The organism is Polaromonas sp. P1_H6 (genome assembly GCF_056405195.1).
In genome coordinates, this window is sequence record NZ_JBFUCN010000001.1 from 404,067 (window position 1) to 422,349 (window position 18,283).

The 18,283-nt window shown below is 63.9% G+C and carries 16 protein-coding genes and 2 tRNA genes; 11 read left to right on the forward strand and 7 right to left on the reverse strand.

Translation table 11 applies throughout. The annotated features are described in order from the left end of the window. Positions 1–2: 2 nt before the first annotated feature. The 3 genes from AC1D1F_RS01930 to AC1D1F_RS01940 all read right to left on the reverse strand — a co-directional run bounded on the left by AC1D1F_RS01930 (position 3) and on the right by AC1D1F_RS01940 (position 2,769). The gene (locus tag AC1D1F_RS01930) at positions 3–1,379 is read right to left on the reverse strand and encodes a sensor histidine kinase (RefSeq protein ID WP_477675587.1); all 1,377 of its coding nucleotides are present in this window, start codon (positions 1,377–1,379) and stop codon (positions 3–5) included. Positions 1,380–1,619: 240 nt separating this feature from the next. After that, on the reverse strand, positions 1,620–2,357 hold the full coding sequence (gene ompR, locus AC1D1F_RS01935; protein WP_007866319.1) for an osmolarity response regulator transcription factor OmpR: 738 nt from the start codon (positions 2,355–2,357) through the stop codon (positions 1,620–1,622). A gap of 211 nt (positions 2,358–2,568) precedes the next feature. Beyond that, positions 2,569–2,769 (reverse strand): hypothetical protein, encoded by a 201-nt coding sequence (locus tag AC1D1F_RS01940; protein WP_477675586.1) that lies wholly within the window; start codon positions 2,767–2,769, stop codon positions 2,569–2,571. Between AC1D1F_RS01940 and AC1D1F_RS01945 the strand changes: the two genes are divergently transcribed. Beyond that, positions 2,769–3,485, forward strand: coding sequence for an SIMPL domain-containing protein (locus AC1D1F_RS01945; protein WP_477675585.1), 717 nt, complete (start codon positions 2,769–2,771; stop codon positions 3,483–3,485). The two genes, AC1D1F_RS01940 and AC1D1F_RS01945, sit on opposite strands and share 1 nt — an antisense overlap. Here AC1D1F_RS01945 and AC1D1F_RS01950 read toward each other — a convergent pair. Continuing rightward, positions 3,454–3,975 (reverse strand): multidrug/biocide efflux PACE transporter, encoded by a 522-nt coding sequence (locus AC1D1F_RS01950; RefSeq protein ID WP_477675584.1) that lies wholly within the window; start codon positions 3,973–3,975, stop codon positions 3,454–3,456. The genes AC1D1F_RS01945 and AC1D1F_RS01950 overlap by 32 nt on opposite strands. 130 nt (positions 3,976–4,105) lie before the next feature. Here AC1D1F_RS01950 and AC1D1F_RS01955 point away from each other — a divergent pair, with 130 nt between their 5' ends. Next, positions 4,106–5,011 (forward strand): LysR family transcriptional regulator, encoded by a 906-nt coding sequence (locus AC1D1F_RS01955; RefSeq protein WP_477675583.1) that lies wholly within the window; start codon positions 4,106–4,108, stop codon positions 5,009–5,011. A gap of 70 nt (positions 5,012–5,081) precedes the next feature. On the opposite strand, the gene AC1D1F_RS01960 is transcribed toward AC1D1F_RS01955, so the two are convergent. Beyond that, entirely contained in the window at positions 5,082–5,702 is a 621-nt protein-coding gene (locus tag AC1D1F_RS01960; RefSeq protein ID WP_477675582.1) for an outer membrane beta-barrel protein, read from the reverse strand. Positions 5,703–5,925: 223 nt separating this feature from the next. Here AC1D1F_RS01960 and AC1D1F_RS01965 point away from each other — a divergent pair, with 223 nt between their 5' ends. Genes AC1D1F_RS01965 through AC1D1F_RS01975 form a run of 3 tightly spaced genes read left to right on the forward strand, consistent with a single transcriptional unit; the run spans position 5,926 to position 8,951 of the window. After that, complete coding sequence (locus tag AC1D1F_RS01965) at positions 5,926–6,771, forward strand: N-formylglutamate amidohydrolase (protein ID WP_477675581.1); 846 nt, start codon at positions 5,926–5,928, stop codon at positions 6,769–6,771. Between the two features lie 45 nt (positions 6,772–6,816). Then, positions 6,817–7,857 (forward strand): histone deacetylase family protein, encoded by a 1,041-nt coding sequence (locus AC1D1F_RS01970; protein ID WP_477675580.1) that lies wholly within the window; start codon positions 6,817–6,819, stop codon positions 7,855–7,857. Further along, entirely contained in the window at positions 7,857–8,951 is a 1,095-nt protein-coding gene (locus AC1D1F_RS01975; protein WP_477675579.1) for an NAD(P)/FAD-dependent oxidoreductase, read from the forward strand. Before AC1D1F_RS01970 ends, AC1D1F_RS01975 begins: the two co-directional genes overlap by 1 nt. A 25-nt stretch (positions 8,952–8,976) precedes the next feature. Here the strand turns inward: AC1D1F_RS01975 and AC1D1F_RS01980 are convergent, their stop codons facing one another. Next, complete coding sequence (locus AC1D1F_RS01980) at positions 8,977–9,759, reverse strand: 3-hydroxybutyrate dehydrogenase (RefSeq protein ID WP_477675578.1); 783 nt, start codon at positions 9,757–9,759, stop codon at positions 8,977–8,979. A 118-nt stretch (positions 9,760–9,877) separates the two neighbouring features. Here AC1D1F_RS01980 and AC1D1F_RS01985 point away from each other — a divergent pair, with 118 nt between their 5' ends. The 5 genes from AC1D1F_RS01985 to rimO all read left to right on the forward strand — a co-directional run bounded on the left by AC1D1F_RS01985 (position 9,878) and on the right by rimO (position 15,511). Continuing rightward, a complete protein-coding gene (locus AC1D1F_RS01985) occupies positions 9,878–10,789 on the forward strand; it encodes an alpha/beta fold hydrolase (protein ID WP_477675577.1) in 912 nt (303 codons plus the stop codon). Between the two features lie 29 nt (positions 10,790–10,818). Continuing rightward, the gene (locus AC1D1F_RS01990) at positions 10,819–13,080 is read left to right on the forward strand and encodes a RelA/SpoT family protein (protein WP_477697205.1); all 2,262 of its coding nucleotides are present in this window, start codon (positions 10,819–10,821) and stop codon (positions 13,078–13,080) included. Positions 13,081–13,157: 77 nt separating this feature from the next. Beyond that, positions 13,158–13,234, forward strand: a tRNA-Val gene (locus tag AC1D1F_RS01995). 154 nt (positions 13,235–13,388) lie between these two features. Beyond that, a complete protein-coding gene (gene phaR, locus AC1D1F_RS02000; RefSeq protein WP_477700642.1) occupies positions 13,389–14,003 on the forward strand; it encodes a polyhydroxyalkanoate synthesis repressor PhaR in 615 nt (204 codons plus the stop codon). A 98-nt stretch (positions 14,004–14,101) separates the two neighbouring features. Beyond that, entirely contained in the window at positions 14,102–15,511 is a 1,410-nt protein-coding gene (rimO, locus tag AC1D1F_RS02005) for a 30S ribosomal protein S12 methylthiotransferase RimO (protein ID WP_477675575.1), read from the forward strand. A gap of 141 nt (positions 15,512–15,652) precedes the next feature. Here rimO and AC1D1F_RS02010 read toward each other — a convergent pair. Continuing rightward, a tRNA-Leu gene (locus AC1D1F_RS02010) sits at positions 15,653–15,737 on the reverse strand. Positions 15,738–15,904: 167 nt separating this feature from the next. Between AC1D1F_RS02010 and rnr the strand changes: the two genes are divergently transcribed. Then, entirely contained in the window at positions 15,905–18,226 is a 2,322-nt protein-coding gene (gene rnr / locus AC1D1F_RS02015; RefSeq protein WP_477675590.1) for a ribonuclease R, read from the forward strand. Positions 18,227–18,283: the final 57 nt, after the last annotated feature.

An 18,283-nucleotide genomic window follows, 5' to 3' on the forward strand; every position in this document is an offset into this window, starting at 1 on the left:
GCTTAACTACGGCGCAGCTTGATGTGCGCGGCCAGTCCGCCCGAACCGGTGTTGGCCAGGCCGAACACGCCGCCCATGCGGTGAACGGTTTTCTCGACAATCGCCAGGCCCAGGCCCGCGCCCGTGGCCGCCGTGCGCGCCGCATCGCCGCGGAAAAACGGCCGCGTGAGCTTGGACAAGGTTTCGGGCGCCACGCCCATGCCGTGGTCGCGCACCTTGATCAGCACCCACTGGTCGCGGCTCTTGGCCGCGATGTCCACCAGCGCGATGCCGGTTTCGGGCGTCTTGCCGTAGCGCCTGGCGTTTTCCAGCAGGTTGGAGATCACGCGTGACAGCTCGACCTCGTCGGCCAGGACTGCCATGTCATCGGGAATGGCGACGGTCACGCGCATGTCTTCGTAGTCGGCCACGGCATAGACCGCGGCATCGACCACGGCATTGAGCGAAACGCGCTCCAGCCGCGGCGGCTCGGGCCGGGCGTAGTCGAGGAATTTGTCGATGATGGCGTCGAGTTGGGTGATGTCGGCCGCCATGTGTTCGCGGGCATCGGCGTCGGTGACGCTCATCTCGGTTTCCAGGCGCAGGCGCGCCAGCGGTGTGCGCAAATCGTGCGAAATGCCGGCCAGCATGATGACCCGGTCCTGTTCGATCTTGGAGAGCTGCTCGGCCATGCGGTTAAAGCCGATGTTGACCTCGCGGATCTCGCTGGTCGCAACTTTTTCGTCGAGCAGGCTGGCATCGAAGTCGCCGTCGCGCATGCGGCTGGCCGCGAAGGACAGCTGCTTGAGCGGCCGGTTGATCAGCCTGGCGATAAAGGCCGCGCCCGCCAGCGACAGCGCCGCGGCGGTGATCAGCCAGATGACCCAGGTGCTGTTGCGGGACGGGCCTATCTTGGAAGGGTCGGTGAGCAGCCAGTAGGAGTCGCCGTCGATGGCGAAACCCACCCACAGGCCCTTCTGGCCATTGACGTTGCTGGCCACGACGGTGCCGCTGCCCAGCCGGGCCTTGAGCTCTTCGGCGGTGCGCTCGCCGAGCTCGTCGCTCTCGAACAGTTCGAACTTGTCCTTGGGCTCGCGTGGCGTGATGCGCACGCGTTCCTCGTCGGCCAGGGTCTTGATCAGCGAAACGCGGGCGATGGCGTCGGAATAACGCAGGGCGGCCCGGCTCAGGTTGACCAGCGAGGCCAGCTGCTGCGCGCTCTGGATGGCGCGCGGCTCGGATTCGAGTGCCCGGAAGGTCTGCAGCCAAGCCACGATGGAGCCGAACAGCAGCAGCGACAGGAAGAAAAACGTCCGCCAGAACAGGCTGAAGCCGCGCCGCGGGCGCATCTCCAGCGGTGCCGGGGCGGTTTCAAGGGGGACCGGGTTGGTGGCGTCCATAAAAAAGTGGGTACGTGCCGCGAATGCGGGCGATCAATCGATGGACGTTAGCACGATGAGCCAGCGCGGCGGCATGCAAGCTGTTGCCGCCTGTTGCGGGCGCGCGTCATGTGGGCCAGTGGAAGCATTTGTTTTTACCAGCATGAGCCGCAGGGCCGGCTTTGCCGGACTGCAGGCGGGCGGCCCCCTCGGGGGGCAGCGCATTACACGAAGCCGAAGGCGCAGTGAAAAGCGTGGGGGCTAGTTAGTGCCATCCGGCACGAACACGTAGCCTATGCCCCAGACCGTCTGGATGTAGCGAGGCACCGCCGCATCCACTTCGATCAGCTTGCGCAGGCGGGAAACCTGCACGTCCAGGCTGCGATCGAAGGGCTCGAACTCGCGGCCGCGGGCCAGCTGCGCCAGTTTTTCGCGGGACAGGGGCTGGCGCGGGTGGCGCACCAGGGTCTTCAGCATGGCGAATTCGCCGGTGGTCAGCGGCAGTTCTTCGCCGTTCTTGTGCAGGGTACGCAGGCCCATGTCGAACGAGAAGGGGCCGAAGGTGATGACTTCCTGGTCGCTGGACGGGGCGCCGGGCACTTCGGCTGTCGGCCGGCGGCGCAGAACCGCGTGGATACGGGCCAGAAGCTCGCGGGGGTTGAAGGGCTTGGCGAGGTAGTCGTCGGCGCCGACTTCCAGGCCGACGATGCGGTCCACGTCCTCGCCTTTGGCGGTCAGCATGATGATGGGCGTGCGATCGTTGGCGGCGCGCAGGCGGCGGCAGATGGACAGGCCGTCTTCGCCGGGCATCATCAGGTCCAGGACGATCAGGTCGACGGCATCACGCAGCATGATGCGGTTCAGGGCCTTGCTGTCTTCGGCCAGGATCACTTCGAAACCCTCCTGGGCCAGGTAGCGGCGCAACAGGTCGCGGATGCGGGCATCGTCGTCAAGAATCAGGATTTTGTCGGCACGGGCGTTGGGTTGGGCTTGGGTCATAGTCGTCTGGTAATTTGTAACAGAGCCATTTTGAAGGCTGAAAACACGCGATGTCTCGTTTTTCAGTCACTTTGACACACTGTTACATAAGTTGCGGCTGCATGCACGCGTGGGATTTGATTGTGGAAATCCTCCTACACCTCCTGGGAAAAGAGCATGTGAAAATCGCGGCCCACGCGTTGTGCGAAACGCCTGTGGCCCTTCAAAACGGTCACTTGCCAAGCGGAAAAATCCGGCGGACCGAGCGGCTGCCGGCATGCACGTGGCAGGCACGACTTGCCAAATCCCCAAATTCCTGGCCTTTATTCCTGGCCTCCCCAACCCCTTTTTGTTTTCTTTTTCGTTTCATGTCTTTCGCGGCCGCACAACTGTGGCCAAAAGCAAGATCAACCACCTGAAAGGTAAATTCCAATGCGAACTTCCAAATTGATTGCTGTCTGTGTTCTGCTGGCGGGCGCTGCCATCGCCTCCGGCGTGATGGCCCAGACCATGCGCCCTGAAACCCTGCAGAACGTGGCCCAGCTGTCGGCCACAGGCTCTGTGGAAGTGCAGCAGGACCTGCTGTCGATTTCGCTGAGCACCACGCGCGACGGCACTGATGCCGGCGTCGTGCAGACCCAGCTCAAACAGGCGCTGGATACCGCGCTGGCGCAGGCCAAGCAGGCGGCCGCGCCGGGCCAGATGGACGTGCGCACCGGCAACTTCAGCCTCTACCCGCGCTACGGCAAGGATGGGAAGATCAACGGCTGGCAGGGTTCCACCGAACTGGTGCTGGAGGGCCGGGACTTTCCGCGCATCACCGGCACGGCGGGCAAGATCCAGACCCTCACGATGAGCAACGTGAGTTTTGCCCTGAGCCGTGAACAGCGCGCCAGGGTGGAGGGCGAAGCCCAGGCGCAGGCCATTGAGCGCTTCAAGGCCAAGGCCGGCGAAGTGGCGCGCAGTTTCGGCTTTTCGAGCTACAGCCTGCGCGAAGTTTCCATCAACGCCAACGACCAGAATCCGCCGCCGCGTCCCCGCATGATGGCGATGTCGGCCAAAGCCGAAATGGCCGATTCATCGGTTCCTGTGGAAGCCGGCAAAAGCACGGTGCTGGTCAACGTGTCGGGCTCTGTGCAGATGAAATGATGAACGGGGCGGTGCCGCCCCGGGTTGCGCAGGCCGCCGAGGCACATGCTTTCTGCTTCTGGCGGCTGTTGCGGGCGACGACCTTGGCACGCAGGTGGTCGTATGCCCAGTTGAAGCAGAAGGTATAGGGCAGGAAGAACAGCACGATGGCGATGTCCAGCACAAAGGCTTCCCAGAAGCCGATGTTCAGCCACCAGGCGGCCAGCGGAACCACCGCGATGATCAGGCCAATTTCAAACAGCACGGCGTGCACGGCGCGGGCGCCCAGCGTGCGCTGAAAGCCCATGCGTTGCTGCGCCCGGTCGAAGAGGGCGTTGAACGCCATATTCCAGCTCATGGCCATGAGCGAGACCATCAAGGTCAGCAGGCCCATGTGCGCCAGCGAATAGCCAAGCAGCCAGGCGCCCAGTGGCGCACAAATGGCGATGGCCAGGATTTCGAACCCCAGGGCGTGGAAAAAACGTTCCTTGACTGATTTCTGCGGACTCACGGTGCACTTCACTTTCTGCTTGATGTCGGGGCCCCAAGCTCGATATTGGGTGGCGATGGTTGTATTTTTATCGTTATTTTGGATGGATTAAAATCAATAATCATCTATTAAATAGATAGAAAGTCGCGCCATGCGCCATTCCCCGGAAGCACTGACCGCCTTTGCCGAAGCTGCCACCCTGGGCTCGTTTTCGGCTGCGGCGCGCAAGCTGGGTAAAAGCCAATCGACCGTGAGCACCGCGATCGCCAACCTGGAGATCGACCTGGGCATCACCCTGTTTGACCGCAGCACCCGCAAGCCGGCGTTGACGGAGCATGGCCGGGTGATGCTGGGCAAGGTGCAGGAAATCCTGGCCGCCAGCGACCGGCTGGACCGCGCCGCCAGCCAGCTCGGCGGCGGCATGGAGCCCAAGCTCAGTGTGGTCTGGTCGGACACCTACCAGTCCGACCGCTTCGAGGAAATGCTGCTGGCTTTTGAGCGGCACTTTCCCGACCTTGAATTCGAATGCCTGATTGCCGAGCACGGCGACCTGGTCTCGCTGGTGCAGACCGGGCGGGCGCACATCGGCGTGGTGGCCGCGCAAAACGCTTACCCACCGGACATCGGCTCGGCCACGATTGCCGAGCAGTCTGAAATCACCTTGTTCGTCGCCACCGCCCATCCGCTCGCCAGCCTCCAGGACCTGACGCCCGACCTGCTGGCCGACTACCGCGAGCTGCGGCTGGATACTTATATGGAGCAGGGCGCCCAGGGCCTGCCCCAGTCGCGCCGCGCCTGGTCGGCGCCCAGCTACCTCATGCTGATGGAAATGGCGGTGCTGGGTTTTGGCTGGGCGGCGATTCCGCGCTGGATGGTCACGCGCTTTGCCACCGGCAAGCTGGCGGAACTCGACGCGCGCGGCTGGCCGCGGCGGGTGCCGGTTGATGCCGTATGGTCGCGCCAGCGCCCTCTGGGGCGTGCCGGCACCTGGCTGCTGCAGGAAATGCTGGCGCCTGCGAGGCCCGCGAACCCAGGCGGGAGCCTGCCGGAGATGTGAAAAAGCCCGCGGCCTGTGAAGGCGTGCGGGCCGGTGGCAGGCGGGTGCGGCGGGCGCGCCCGGAGGCCTATCAGAAGCGGTAGCGCAGGCCCAGGCTGGTGGTGCTGACGCGCTCCTTGCCGGTGCCGACGAACTTCAAGTCATGCTCGTCCCATGCCAGCACGGCCGACAGGGCCGGGGTGAAGGCCCATTCGGCACCTATGCCGTAAGAGATACCCCAGTTGCTCTCGCTGCCGGAGGCGAGGCCGGAAGCCGGCAAGGCGGACACGCGGGTGTGCCCGTAGGTCGTGCCGACCTTGCCCAGCAGGTTGAAGGAGTTGCTCAGGGGCAGGCGGCCTACCAGGCTCAGGTTGATGCCTTGCGCCTCTGTCTGTCCGCCGCCGCGGTTGGCCTTGCCGAAATCGGTATAGCCGAGTTCCAGGCCGAAGTTGTTGTTGAAATAACTACCGCCGTAGAGGTTGTACGAGGTGTCCTTGTTGTCCGAAGGGAAGGCGCCTGCGCCACTGGGCAGCGAGAAGTCCGATTGGCCGACGTTGAGCCCGAAATAGCGAGAGCCCGGTGCATAAAACGAATAGTTGCTGCTCGACATGCCGGAGCTGGACGTGGAGCTTTGCGCTTGTGCGCCAGTGGCTGCCGCCAACGCGGCGACGGCCATTACGGTGGCTGAAAAGGTTCGAGTCAATGATGGCATGTTGCTTCCTTCAAGAGATAAATGGACGGCGTCACGCTTGTGGCGAAACAGCCGCGTGTTGTTGCTTTCCGTCGTGAAATTTAAGGGCCGTGCGGGCCCACTTTTGTGGGTGCAACAGTTAAATCCCTGTAGGACAAACGGAAGTTTGCGCGCGGCGGGAAAGCGATGGTGTGCCGCCTTGCGCGGCGCTGGCGTCGGTTTTTGCGGTGCTAAAGTCAAGGTCATGCAGCTCATTACCCACCTGCCCGGAAGCACCCCGCTGGTCCTGGATTCTCCCCACAGCGGGACGGTGTACCCGGCGGATTTCAGGCACGCTTGCGCGCTTGCCGTGCTTCGCAGCGCCGAAGACACCCACGTTGAAAAGCTCTACGACTTTGCCTCCGGCCTGGGCGTGCACTGGATTGAGGCGCATTTTCCGCGCAGCTATCTCGATGCGAATCGCAACACCACCGAAATGGACGTGAGCTTGCTGGACGGCCTGTGGCCCGGGCCGGTGGAGACCGATCCCAAAATATTGTCCAAGGTACGGTTGGGCAAAGGCCTGATCTGGCGTACTACGGACGAGGGCGTGCCCTTGTATGACCGCAAGCTGGGCGTGGCGGAAATCCAGGCACGCATTGAACAGTGCTGGAAGCCCTATCACGCGGCCGTTGCGAGGGCGATTGACACCGCCCACGCGCAGCACGGCTACAGCATTCACATCAATTGCCATTCCATGCCCGCGGTGGCGTCCAGCAGCGCCACGGATTTTCCGGGTGAGGCGCACGCTGACTTCGTGGTGGGCGACCGTGAAGGCACCACCGCGGGCAAGGCCTTGTCCAGGCTGGTATGCGAGCACCTGAAGGCGCGCGGCTACAGCGTGGCTTACAACCATCCTTACAAAGGCGTGGAGCTGGTCCGGCGCTACAGCCGGCCGGCCGAACACCGGCACAGCATCCAGCTCGAGATCAACCGCAAGCTTTATATGGACGAAAGCACCTTCGCGCTGGCGCCGGGCGCCGAACCGCTCAAGGCCAGCTTGCGCTCGCTGGTCGAGCTGCTGCTCAGGACCGACCCGCGCAAGCTCTGAAACCTGTCAGCGGTCGCCTGCACTTTTTACCCAGGTACGTTCACCATGCTCACCTTTTTCAGCGACAGCCACCACGCCCATGCCCCGCAGTACGAGTTTTTCCGCGGTGAGCGTGTGCCCTGTTTTGAGACGCCGGCGCGCGCCGAGTACGTCAAAGCCCGGCTGAGCGAACGCGGCCACGTCCTGCGCACGCCGCATGCCGACAGCCGCGGGGTGCTGGCCAAGGTGCACACCGCCCGCTACCTGGCATTTCTGGAGCATGCCTGGCGCGATTGGGTGGTGCTGGAGGAAGGCAACGATGGCCGCCAGCCTTTTCCCTCGGTGTGGCCGGTACGAAGCTTGCGCAGCGACGTGGAGCCCGTCAATTTCACCGCGCGGCTGGGCTTGTATTCGATGGACAACGGCTCGCCGTTGTCGGCCGGCACCTGGCAGGCCGCCAAGGCCGGCGCGGACGCCGCCGCCAGCGCCGCGGCCTTGCTGGGCAGCGGCAGTGAGCGCGCCGCCTTTTGTTGCAGCCGCCCACCCGGCCACCATGCCGGGCCCGACTTCATGGGCGGCTATTGTTTCCTGAACAATGCCGCTGTGGCGGCCCAGGCCTTGCGCGACGGCGGCGCGACGCGCGTGGCGGTGCTCGATGTCGATTACCACCACGGCAACGGCACGCAAAGCATTTTTTACAACCGCGCCGACGTGCTCTTCGTGAGCGTGCACGGCGACCCCATGACCGAGTACCCGTTCTATCTGGGCCATGCCGACGAGACCGGTGCGGGCGAGGGCGCAGGCTTCAACCTGAACCTGCCGCTGCCGGCTGGCTGCACGGTGCCGCGCTGGTTCGAGGCGCTGGAAGCAGCCTGCCTGCGCATCAACACCTTCAGCGCCGACGCGCTGGTGGTGTCGCTGGGGCTGGACACCTTTGCCGAAGACCCGATTTCCAAGTTCGCGCTGCAGCCCGGCGACTTTATCCGCCTTGGCGAACGCCTGGGCAAGCTGGGCCTGCCCACGGTGTTCGTGCTGGAGGGCGGCTATGCGGCCGCCGCGCTGGGCACCAATGCCGTCAACGTCATTGAAGGTTTTGAAGGCCGCTGATGGACAAAGTCGATTGTGTGGTGATTGGCGCGGGCGTGGTGGGCCTGGCCGTGGCACGCGCGCTGGCGCTGCGGGGCAGGGAAGTGATGGTGCTGGAGGCCGCCGATGCGATAGGCACGGGCACCAGTTCGCGCAACAGCGAGGTGATCCACGCCGGCATCTATTACCCGCAAGGCTCGCTCAAGGCGCAGCTGTGCGTTGAAGGCAAGGGCTTGTTGTACGCCTACTGCGCCGAGCGCGGCATAGGCCACAGGCGCTGCGGCAAGCTGATCGTGGCGACCAATGAGGCCCAGGTCGCGCAGCTGCAGGGCATACGCGACAAGGCAGCCGCCAACGGCGTGAACGACCTGGTGCTGCTGACGCGTAAGCAAGCCCTTGCGCTGGAGCCGCAACTCGAATGCGTGGCCGCGCTGCATTCTCCCAGCACCGGCATTGTCGACAGCCACGGCCTGATGCTGGCACTGCAGGGCGACCTGGAGAACGCGGGCGGGCTGGTCGCGCTGAGTTCGCCGCTGGCCCGTGCGGAATGCACACCAGGCGCCCTTTATCTCACCGCGGAAGACGGCACTGAACTCGAAGCCACCACCGTCGTCAACGCCGCGGGCTTGCAGGCCCAGCACCTGGCCGCGCGCTTTGCGGGCCTGCCCGCGCAGCATGTGCCGCCCAGCCATTACGCCAAGGGCAACTACTTCACGCTGCCGGGGCGCTCACCTTTCAGCCGCCTGATCTACCCGGTGCCCGAAGCCGCGGGCCTGGGCGTGCACCTCACAGTGGACATGGGCGGCCAGGCCAAGTTCGGCCCCGACGTGCAATGGGTGGATTCGCCCGACGACCTGGTGGTGGACCCGGCGCGCGGTGACGCCTTTTATGCCGAGGTACGCAAATACTGGCCCGCGCTGGCCGACGGTGCGCTGACGCCGGGCTATGCCGGCATACGCCCCAAAATCCAGGCGCCCCATGAGGCCGCCAGGGACTTCATGATCCAGGGCCCGCGCGAGCACGGGGTGGCGGGCCTGGTCAATCTTTTTGGCATTGAATCGCCGGGGCTGACGAGTTCGCTCGCGATAGGCGAATACGTCAGCCGGATGCTGTAACGAGAAAAGAGAAAAGCGAAGGCGCTTACTGCGCCGCCCAGCCGCCGTCCATGTTCCAGGCCACGCCGCGCACATTGTTGCCGGCCGGCGAACAGAAAAACACTGCCAGCGCGCCCAGCTCTTCGGGCGTGGTGAATTGCATGGAGGGCTCCTTTTCACCCAGCAACTGCCTGGTGGCGGCCTCGTTGCTGATGTTGCCGGCGGCGGCCTTGGCGTCCACCTGTTTTTGCACCAGCGGCGTGAGCACCCAGCCGGGGCAGATGGCATTGCAGGTCACGCCCGTGGTGGCGTTCTCGAGTGCGGTGACCTTGGTCAGGCCGACGATGCCGTGCTTGGCGGCGACGTAGGCGGATTTTTCGGCGGAACCGACTAGGCCGTGGACCGACGCCACGTTGATGATGCGGCCCCAGCCCCTGCCGCCGTTGGCCGCCAGCATGGCGGGCAGGGCCAAGCGGGTGGCATGGAAGGCGCTGCTGAGGTTGATGGCGATCACGGCATCCCATCGTTCGACCGGGAAGTTCTCGACGCGGGCCACGTGCTGGATGCCGGCGTTGTTGACCAGGATGTCGACCTGGCCGAACTGCGCGGCGGCGTAACGCATCATGTCCTCGATGTCGGCGACCTTGCTCATGTCGGCGCCGTGGTAGGCCACGCGCGCGCCCAGCGCTTCCACTTCGGCCTTGGGGCCGTCCACGTCGCCGAAGCCGTTGATGACGATGTTGGCGCCTTGCGCCGCCAGCGCCTTGGCGATGCCCAGGCCTATCCCGCTGGTCGAGCCGGTGACGAGGGCTGTTTTACCTTTGAGCATATTGTTTCTCCGGATGATTTACGATGGTTGAACTGGGAGACCGGGCCTCGCGTTGTGCACGCCGCGCCTGGTTGATTTCTCAAGCAATTATCAAGCCTTTGAATTGAACTGCCGCGCCATGACCCAACCTACGCTGAACTACGTAAATTGCCCCGACGCCTCGGGCGGCCACCGCATGGCGTACTGGCAATGGGGCAGGCCGGACAGCGAGCACCTGGTGGTGTGCGTGCATGGCCTGTCGCGCCAGGGGCGCGATTTCGATACGCTGGCGCGGGCCTTGTCCGAGCAGGCGCGGGACGGCATACGCGTGGTCTGCCCCGACGTGGTGGGCCGCGGGGAAAGCGACTGGCTCAAGGAGCCTATGGGCTATCAGTTGCGCACTTATGCGGGCGACATGCTGGCGATGCTGGGCCAGTTGCACGCCCAGGCGCCAGTTACCTCGTTGGACTGGGTGGGCACCAGCATGGGCGGGCTGATCGGCGTGGCGGTGTGTGGAACGCCTGACTTGCCCCTGCCGGCGCCGGTGCGTCGCCTGGTACTTAATGACGTGGGGCCGGCCATCGAGTGGCAGGCGATCGTGCGGATCGGCACCTATCTGGGCCAGGCCGGCCACTTCGGATCGGTGCAGGAGGCGGCCGATGCGATGTGGGCGATTTCCCAAAGCTTCGGCCCGCACACGCCCGAGCAGTGGCTGGCGCTGTCGCGTCCCATGCTCAGGCGCGTCTCGGACGCCGCCGATGCCAAGTGGCGCCTGCATTACGACCCGGCCATCGCTGTGCCTTTCAAGCTGGAAACCGAGGAATCCGCACGCCAGGGTGAAACCATGCTCTGGCAGCTCTACGACAATATCAAGGCTGAAACCCTGGTGATACGGGGCCAGCAGTCCGACCTGCTCAGCATCCAGACAGCCCAGGCCATGACGCAGCGCGCGCCGCGCGCCCGCCTGGTGGAATTTGCGGGAGTGGGGCACGCGCCCACTCTGGTTGCCGCCGACCAAGTCGCCGCCGTGACGGGATTTCTGCTGGGCTGAGGCCCGCCAACTTATTTGACTGAAGTTACATGAAAAGCAATGTGGTCGGGCCCGGTGGCCCGACAGCCTCCCAGGGGGCGAATGCCTCCATCGTGACCGCCACGGCCGACAGCCTTCCGGACCAGCCGCATGCGCTGGCCCGGGCCCGCGCGTTCGCCGAACCCCTGATCGCCACTGAAACGCACGACACGGGCGAGAACATCCTGGTGCACGCCGATGCGGTCGCCTCCATCCTGAAAACCATAGGCGGCTCGGAAGCCATGCAGGCGGCCACCTACCTGGTCTATGCGTGCCAGCACCTGACCAAGCCGCAGGAAGTGATCACCAAGGCCTTCGGCGCCAACTATGCCGCGCTGGCGATGGAGACCACCAAGCTGGTGCAGGTGCAGCGCCAGGCGCGCAGCGCCAATGCGAAGGCGCAGTTGCTGGACGACCCGGCCGCGCAGACCGAGAACGTGCGCAAGATGCTGCTGGCGTTCTCACGCGATTTGCGTGTGGTGATGCTGCGGCTGGCATCGCGCCTGCAGACCCTGCGCCACTATGCCGCGACGCGGCAGGCCGCGCCGCTGTCTTTGGCTTATGAGTCGCTGCACGTCTTCGCACCGTTGGCCAACCGCCTGGGCATCTGGCAGATCAAATGGGAAATGGAAGACCTGGCCTTCCGCTTCCTGGAGCCCGAAACCTACAAGCAGACGGCGCGCCTGCTCGATGAAAAGCGTGTGGAGCGCGAGGGTTTCATGGAAGCCCTGCGCGCGCAGCTGGAGCGTGAACTGAACCAGAACGGCATCGCCGCGCTGGTGCAGGGCCGGCCCAAGCATATCTATAGCATCGTCAAGAAAATGCGCGGCAAGTCGCTGGACTTCGAACAGGTCTTCGACATCCGCGCGCTGCGCGTGATCGCCGCCGACGTGAAGGGCTGTTACGCGGCGCTCGGCTTCGTGCATTCGCGCTTCACGCCGGTGGATGGCGAGTTCGACGACTACATCGCCAAGCCCAAGACCAACGGCTACCAGTCGCTGCACACCGTGGTGCGCGACGACGCGGGCAGGGCGGTGGAAATCCAGGTGCGCACCCAGGCCATGCACGACCACGCCGAGCACGGTGTGGCCGCGCACTGGGCCTACAAGGAGGCCGGCACCAAGGGTTATGGCGGTGTGTCGGCCAGCAGCGAATACGACGCCAAGATCGCCGTGCTGCGGCAACTGCTGGCCTGGGAGCGCGATCTCTCGGGCCCCGCCGCCCAGCGCGCGCGCGATGACAAACAAGGGCTGTTTGAAGACCGCATTTATGTGCTGACGCCTGACGCCGCCATTGTGGAGTTGCCGCAAGGCGCGACCACGGTTGACTTCGCCTACAGCGTGCACACCAGCTTGGGCCACCGCTGCCGAGGCGCGCGCATCGACGGTGTCATGGTGCCGCTCAATACACCGCTGCAGAACGGCCAGACCGTGGAGGTCATTACCGTCAAGGAAGGCGGGCCTTCGCGCGACTGGCTCAATCCTGAACTGGGCTTTCTGTCCAGCCACCGCGCGAAATCCAAGGTGCGCGCCTGGTTCAACGCGCTGGCGATGGAGCAGACCGTGGCTCGCGGCCGCGAGGCCGTCGAAAAACTGCTGCAACGCGAAGGCAAGACGGCGATGAAGCTGGACGACCTGGCGGCGCAGCTCGGCTTCAAGGCGGCGGAGGACTTGTTTGAGGTCGTGGGCAAAGACGAGTTGTCCCTGCGCACGATAGAGAACATGCTCAGGCCGCCCGAGCCGGTGTTGAGCCAGGACGATTACGTGCTGGCAAAAAAGGCGCGTGCGCCCAACGCGAATGCAAAGAAGGCAGGGGGCGGCGTGCTGGTTGTCGGCATGGGATCCCTGCTGACGCAACTGGCCAAGTGCTGCAAGCCCGCGCCGCCCGATGAGATTCTTGGCTTCGTCACCAAGGGCAAAGGCGTCAGCATTCATCGCAGCGACTGCAGCAACTTCCGCAACATGGCGGCCGGCAGCCCGGACCGCGTAATCGAAGTGCAATGGAATTCGCCCAAGACGCCCGACGGCGCGGTCTATCCGGTGGACGTTGCCGTGGAAGCGGCCGACCGGCAGGGCCTGCTGCGCGATATTTCCGAGGTGTTCGCCAAGGAAAAAATGAACGTCATCGGCGTGCAGACGCAGTCGGTGAAAGACAACCGCGGCGGCACCGCCTGGATGACCTTCACCGTCGAAGTCGCGCAATCAGGCCGCCTCAACCAGGTGCTGGGCATCGTGGCCGAGGTGCCGGGCGTGCGCTCGGCGCGCAGGCGCTGAGTGCTCCCCTCATGGAATGCGGTGAGCGAACGTGGGGGCAAAAATAAATGCTATACTGCTAGCTTCGAACAGTCCTTAGGCGCGTAGCTCAGCTGGTTAGAGCACCACCTTGACATGGTGGGGGTCGTTGGTTCGAGTCCAATCGCGCCTACCAATTCCCTCAGAATGGTTCCTGTCCAGGCTTTCGCATCCACGGTGATGCGGGGCCCATCACACAGGGTAAACCAAGGGGATTGAGTACATCAGAATTCCTAGAATGTATGGAACTCCGGCATCTCAATGCCGGCCGTCATTCAGAGGAGAAATCAGTGCCAAAAAGCAAATCCACCAGCCCGGCATCCGGCCTTCCGCCTTCACAAGGCGAAGCGGTTGCCGACGGCAATTCCGGCGCCAAAAGCGGCCGGTCTGCCGGCAAGGCTGCGGCGTCCCGCGTGATCAAGAAATACCCGAACCGCCGGCTCTATGACACCGAAACGTCGACCTACATCACGCTCACCGAGGTTCGCCAGCTGGTGATGGACAGTGCTGATTTTGTGGTGCGCGATGCCAAGACCAATGAAGACCTGACGCGCAGCATCCTGCTGCAGATCATTCTTGAAGAAGAGAGCGGCGGCGAGCCCATGTTCACAGAGGCCGTGCTGGCCAACATCATCCGTTTTTACGGCAATGCGATGCAGGGTTTCATGGGCGCCTACCTGGAGAAAAACGTCCAGAGCTTCATGGACCTGCAGGTCAAGATGGCTGAGCAGTCCAAAGGGCTGAGCCCTGAAATGTGGGCGCAGTTCATGAATGCCCAGTCGCCCATGATGCAGGGCATGATGGGCACTTACGTGGAGCAATCCAAAACCGTTTTTACGCAGATGCAAGAGCAGATGCAAAAGCAGAGCGAGCAGATGCTGCAGGCCTTCGGCTTGAAAAAATGAACTGAATGCCGGGCAATGTGCCCGTGCGTTGACAGGCCGTTGAAGGCCATCCGGGGTCCACGGTTCGCCCTGATGCTTACCCTGAGACAATAGACCCCATGAGCGAAGTTATTTTCCCACCCGCACCCGCCACTCCCAAAGCCGCCCCTCGCGTCGGCTTTGTCAGCCTGGGCTGCCCCAAGGCCCTGACTGATTCCGAATTGATCCTCACGCAATTGAGCGCCGAGGGTTACCAGACCTCCAAGACCTTTGAAGGCGCGGACCTGGTGATCGTCAACACCTGCGGCTTCATCGACGATGCAGTCAAGGAAAGCCTGGACACCATCGGCGAGGCTCTGGCCGAAAACGGCCGGGTCATCGTCACCGGTTGCCTGGGCGCCAAGGCCGGCGACGACGGCGGCAACCTGGTGCGCCAGATGCATCCCAGCGTACTGGCCGTGACCGGTCCGCATGCGACGCAGGAAGTCATGGACGCGGTCCACCTGAACCTGCCCAAGCCGCATGATCCCTTTGTGGACCTGGTGCCCAACGCCTTCGGCATTGCCGGCATCAAGCTCACGCCCCGGCACTACGCCTACCTGAAAATCAGCGAAGGTTGCAACCACCGCTGCACCTTCTGCATCATCCCCTCGATGCGCGGCGACCTGGTGTCGCGGCCCATAGGCGACGTACTCAATGAGGCGCGTGCACTGTTTGAGGGCGGCGTGAAGGAGCTGCTGGTCATCAGCCAGGACACTTCGGCCTACGGCGTGGACGTGAAATACCGCACCGGCTTTTGGGATGGCAAGCCCGTCAAGACGCGCATGCTGGAGCTGGTGCAGGCTCTCGGCGAAATCGCCGAGCCCTACGGTGCCTGGGTGCGTTTGCATTACGTGTATCCGTACCCTAGTGTGGACGAGGTGCTGCCGCTGATGGCCACCGGCAAGGTCTTGCCTTACCTTGATGTTCCGCTGCAGCACAGCCATCCGGATGTGCTCAAGCGCATGAAGCGGCCGGCCAGCGGCGAGAAAAACCTCGAGCGCATTGCGCGCTGGCGCGAAATCTGCCCAGAGATCGTGATCCGCAGCACCTTTATCGCCGGTTTTCCCGGTGAAACCGAAGCGGAATTCGAGCACCTGCTGGACTTCATGCGCGAGGCCAAAATCGACCGCGCAGGTTGCTTTGCCTACAGCGCCGTGGAAGGCGCGACGGCCAACGACATTCCCGGCATGCTGCCGATGGAATTGCGTGAAGAGCGGCGCGCCCGTTTCATGGCGGTTGCCGAGGCGGTGTCCAGCCAGAAGCTTCAGCAACGCATAGGCGCGACCATGCAGGTGCTGGTGGATTCGGCCCCGGCGCTGGGCCGAAAGGGCGGCACCGGGCGTTCCTATGCCGATGCGCCCGAGATCGACGGCGTGGTCAAGCTGCTGCCGCCCGAGAAAATCAGCAAGACGCTGAAAGTCGGTGAATTCACCCGGGCCCGCATCGTCGGGACCCAGGGCCACGACCTGGTGGCCGTGCCCGTTTGATCAAGATTGAGGGCGAAAGACCGGGCCGGAAGATGAGGCCCGGAAATTCCAGCAATAAAAAAAGCCACTGGGTCGCAGTGGCTTTAATCTTGCTTTCTTCCAGAGCTCGTTTCAGAGTCTGGCAAAGCTGTTTGGTGTATCTGGTGCCCGGGAGAGAACTCGAATCTCCACATCTTGCGATACACGGACCTGAACCGTGCGCGTCTACCAATTCCGCCACCCGGGCACAGCTAGCAGTGTACCATTACTTGAATGCTTTCTGAGGCCTCGGCCCGCAAATTTTCCTGAAATATTTCGGCTGCATACTCAAAGCCAGCAGCCTCCAACAAATAGAGACTTTTTATCAAAACAACTCACTCCCATGCGGGCGGATCGTCCGCCCATTCCTCCGGTCTGCTCGCTGAATTCGAGGGCACCGTTTCCGGCCACCGCGACGGCCATGGTTTCGTATTGCGCGACGACGGCGAGGCGGATATTTACCTGCCGCCCAACGAAATGCGCGCGGTGCTGCACAAGGACCGCGTCAAGGCGCGCATCGTGCGGCATGACCGCAAAAACCGGCCTGAAGGCCGCGTGACCGAGATCATCGAGCGCTCCTCCAACCCCATCATTGGCCGCCTGTTGCAGGAAAGCGGCGTCTGGCTGGTCGCGCCCGAAGACAAGCGCTACGGCCAAGACGTATTGATCCCCAAGGGCGCCACCGGCACGGCTAAAGTTGGCCAGGTGGTGGTGGTGCAACTCACCGAGCCACCGGCGCTGTTCGGTCAGCCTGTGGGCCGCGTCAAGGAAGTGCTGGGCGAGATCGACGACCCCGGCATGGAAATCGAAATCGCGGTGCGCAAATACGGCGTGCCGCATGAATTCAGCGACGAAGCCCTGGCCCTGGCCCGTTCCCTGCCGGACGCCGTGCGGCCGGCCGACAAAAAACACCGCATCGACTTGACCGACGTTCCGCTGGTCACCATCGACGGCGAAGACGCCCGCGACTTTGACGACGCCGTGTACTGCGAGCCGGCCAAGGTCGGCCGCGGCAAAGGTTGGCGCCTGCTGGTGGCGATTGCCGACGTGAGCCACTATGTGGAAACCGGCAGCGCCATCGACATCGACGCCTACGACCGCGCCACCAGCGTGTACTTCCCGCGCCGCGTGATTCCCATGCTGCCGGAGAAACTCTCCAACGGCCTGTGTTCGCTCAACCCCAACGTCGAGCGCCTGTGCATGGTCTGCGACATGCTGGTCAACGCCAAGGGCGAGGTCCATGCCTACCAGTTCTACCCGGCCGTGATGTTCAGCCAGGCGCGCTTCACCTATACCGAGGTCGCCGCCATCCTGGCCAACACACGCGGCCCCGAAGCCGCGCAGCGCAAGGCACTGGTGCCGCATTTGCTCGACCTGCACGACGTCTACCAGGCCTTGCTCAAGGAGCGCGGCGTGCGCGGAGCCGTGGATTTCGAAACCACCGAAACGCAGATCGTCTGCGACGAAGCTGGACGTATCGAAAAAATCGTGCCCCGCACGCGCAACGTGGCCCACCGCCTGATCGAGGAGGCCATGCTGGCCGCCAACGTCTGCTCGGCCGACTTTATTTCCCAGAGCAAGCATGTGGGCCTGTACCGTGTGCACGAAGGCCCGACGCCCGAGAAGAAGGAGATGCTGCGCAACTACCTGAAGGTGGCCGGCGTCGGCATGACCATCAGCGATGACCCGGAACCGGGCGAGTTCCAGCGCATCGCGCTGGCCACCAAGGACAGGCCGGACGCGCAGCAAATCCACTCGATGCTGCTCCGCTCCATGCAGCAGGCCATCTACACGCCCATGAACAGCGGCCACTTCGGCCTGGCTTACGAGGCCTACACGCACTTCACCAGCCCGATCCGGCGCTACCCAGATCTGCTGGTGCACCGCGTCATCAAGGCAGTGCTGAACAAGGCCAAATACCAATTGCCGACCCTGCCCACGCCGGGAGAGGCCGAGGCCAAGCTGTCCAAACGGCTGGCCTCGCGCGTCAAGGAGCCGACCCAGAAGCCGAAAAAAGCCAGTGCCGACGAACTCGCCTGGCAAGCGGCCGGCTTGCACTGCAGCGCCAACGAACGCCGCGCCGACGAAGCCAGCCGAGACGTCGAGGCCTGGCTCAAGTGCAAATACATGCGCGAGCACCTCGGTGAGGAGTTCGGCGGTGTCGTCACGGCGGCCACGGGCTTCGGCATCTTCGTCACGCTGGATGCGATGTACGTCGAAGGCCTGGTGCACATCACGGAACTGGGCGGCGAATACTTCCGCTTCGACGAAGCGCGGCAGGAGCTGCGCGGCGAGCGCACCGGCATCCGCTACGCCATCGGCACGCGGGTAAGGGTGCAGGTCAGCCGGGTGGACCTGGACGGCCGCAAGATTGATTTCCGCCTGGTGAACGAGGGCCAGGACCTGGTCGGCCGTGCCATGAAGGACAAGACCGGCGGCCATGCGACGGAGTTGCCGGCCCAGGAACGCGGCGCCGCGCGCCACGCCGGCGAACCCCGAACCGGCAAGGCCGGCAAGAAGCCGGTGGGCAAGCACGCGGAAACCCGCTCCAGTAGCCGCAGCAGCGGTTCAGGCCGGAGCACCGGCGGCGCCGGCAGCGAACGCACGCCCAAGTCGCCCATCCAGGCGCTGAAGGCGGCCGTCAAGAAAGCCGCCGGCAGCGCCGGGCGCAAACAGGGCAAGAAGCCGCGCCGCTAGGAATCCGGAAATAGCCATGGATTGTTTTTCCCATCCTTTCTCGTCCAGGGCAGGCCG

Coding starts and splice junctions, on each gene's coding strand:
- AC1D1F_RS01930 (WP_477675587.1), bottom strand. CDS start 1,379: ATGGACGCCACCAACCCGGTCCCCCTTGAAACCGCCCCGGCACCGCTG.
- ompR (WP_007866319.1), bottom strand. CDS start 2,357: ATGACCCAAGCCCAACCCAACGCCCGTGCCGACAAAATCCTGATTCTT.
- AC1D1F_RS01945 (WP_477675585.1), top strand. CDS start 2,769: ATGCGAACTTCCAAATTGATTGCTGTCTGTGTTCTGCTGGCGGGCGCT.
- AC1D1F_RS01955 (WP_477675583.1), top strand. CDS start 4,106: ATGCGCCATTCCCCGGAAGCACTGACCGCCTTTGCCGAAGCTGCCACC.
- AC1D1F_RS01960 (WP_477675582.1), bottom strand. CDS start 5,702: ATGCCATCATTGACTCGAACCTTTTCAGCCACCGTAATGGCCGTCGCC.
- AC1D1F_RS01965 (WP_477675581.1), top strand. CDS start 5,926: ATGCAGCTCATTACCCACCTGCCCGGAAGCACCCCGCTGGTCCTGGAT.
- AC1D1F_RS01970 (WP_477675580.1), top strand. CDS start 6,817: ATGCTCACCTTTTTCAGCGACAGCCACCACGCCCATGCCCCGCAGTAC.
- AC1D1F_RS01975 (WP_477675579.1), top strand. CDS start 7,857: ATGGACAAAGTCGATTGTGTGGTGATTGGCGCGGGCGTGGTGGGCCTG.
- AC1D1F_RS01980 (WP_477675578.1), bottom strand. CDS start 9,759: ATGCTCAAAGGTAAAACAGCCCTCGTCACCGGCTCGACCAGCGGGATA.
- AC1D1F_RS01985 (WP_477675577.1), top strand. CDS start 9,878: ATGACCCAACCTACGCTGAACTACGTAAATTGCCCCGACGCCTCGGGC.
- AC1D1F_RS01990 (WP_477697205.1), top strand. CDS start 10,819: ATGAAAAGCAATGTGGTCGGGCCCGGTGGCCCGACAGCCTCCCAGGGG.
- rimO (WP_477675575.1), top strand. CDS start 14,102: ATGAGCGAAGTTATTTTCCCACCCGCACCCGCCACTCCCAAAGCCGCC.